This is a genomic window from Crocosphaera chwakensis CCY0110, from assembly GCF_000169335.1.
Taxonomy (GTDB): Bacteria; Cyanobacteriota; Cyanobacteriia; order Cyanobacteriales; family Microcystaceae; genus Crocosphaera; species Crocosphaera chwakensis.
In genome coordinates this window covers 1-1,507 of record NZ_AAXW01000150.1, presented here as the reverse complement: position 1 = coordinate 1,507, position 1,507 = coordinate 1, and the positions used below count along the sequence as shown (strand labels likewise).

Genomic DNA, 1,507 nt, shown 5'->3' with positions numbered 1-1,507 from the left:
TAAATTATCCCCATATAATATAGCTTGGCCATTTACATGACGGGCAGCCCTTCCAATGGTTTGAATCAAGGATTTTTCTGCCCTTAAAAAGCCTTCTTTATCAGCGTCTAAAATGGCCACTAAAGAGACTTCTGGCAAGTCTAATCCTTCCCTTAATAAGTTAACTCCAATTAATACATCAAACTCTCCATTTCTTAAAGCTTGTAAAATTTCAATTCGTTCAATGGATTTGATTTCGGAATGTAAATATTGTACTTTCACGTCTCTTTCTTGAAAATATTCCGTCAAATCTTCTGCCATTCGTTTCGTTAAAGTCGTAATTAAAACCCTTTCTTCGCGTTTTACTCTTTCTTTAATTTCCCCTAACAAATCATCAACTTGTCCTTCGGTTGAGCGAACAAAAATTTCAGGATCTAATACTCCTGTAGGACGGATAATTTGTTCAATTACTCTATCTTCTGATTGTTCAATTTCCCAGTTTCCAGGAGTCGCAGAAACAAAGATACATTGATTAACTTTATCCCAAAATTCATCTGATTTTAAAGGTCGATTATCAGCCGCACTGGGTAAACGGAAACCATGATCAATTAACACTTTTTTCCTAGCTTGGTCACCATTATACATTCCCCTAATTTGGGGTACAGTAACGTGAGATTCATCCACAATTAATAACCAATCTTTAGGAAAATAATCCACTAAACATTCTGGAGGTGATCCAGGTTTTCTTCCTGCTAAATGACGCGAATAATTTTCTACGCCGTTACAATAACCCACCTCTCTTAAGAGTTCTAAATCGTAACGAGTTCGTTGATCAATGCGTTGCGCTTCTAATAGTTTACCTGCTTTTTCTAAGTTTAAAATTTGTTCTTGTAATTCTATTTCTATTGCTTGACAAGCAGCTTCTAATTGTTCTTCTGGAATAACAAAATGTCGCGCTGGATAAATATTGATGTTTTTGAGACTATTTAAAATTTCTCCAGTTACAGGATCTAAATAACGAATTGCATCAATTTCGTCTCCAAAAAATTCAACTCGAACAACTCTATCTTCATAAGCTGGAACAATTTCTAAAACATCTCCTTTGACTCGAAACCTTCCCCTTTGTAAGTCAAGATCATTCCGAGAATATTGAACAGTAACTAAATCTCTTAATAGTTGTCTTTGATTCACTTCTTTTCCTACTTCTAAAGGAACAGAAGCTTTTAAATATTCGGCAGGCATTCCTAAGCCATAAATACAACTAATCGAAGCAACTACAATGACATCTTTTCGCTCAAATAATGATCGGGTTGCCGAGTGCCTTAACATATCAATTTCATCGTTAATTGAAGCACTTTTTTCAATATAAGTATCACTGACAGGAATATAGGCTTCTGGTTGATAATAATCGTAATAACTGATAAAATATTCCACAGCATTATTAGGAAAAAATTGTCTTAATTCATTACATAATTGGGCTGCTAAAGTTTTATTATGTGCCAATACTAAAGCGGGTTTTCCTATCTTT

General features: G+C 34.5%; 1 protein-coding gene. It reads right to left on the bottom strand.

The genetic code is table 11. The annotated features are described in order from the left end of the window. Positions 1-1,507, bottom strand: a 1,507-nt coding sequence (gene uvrB, locus CY0110_RS27710; RefSeq protein ID WP_008278999.1) for an excinuclease ABC subunit UvrB, incomplete at both ends; no start/stop codon positions are given.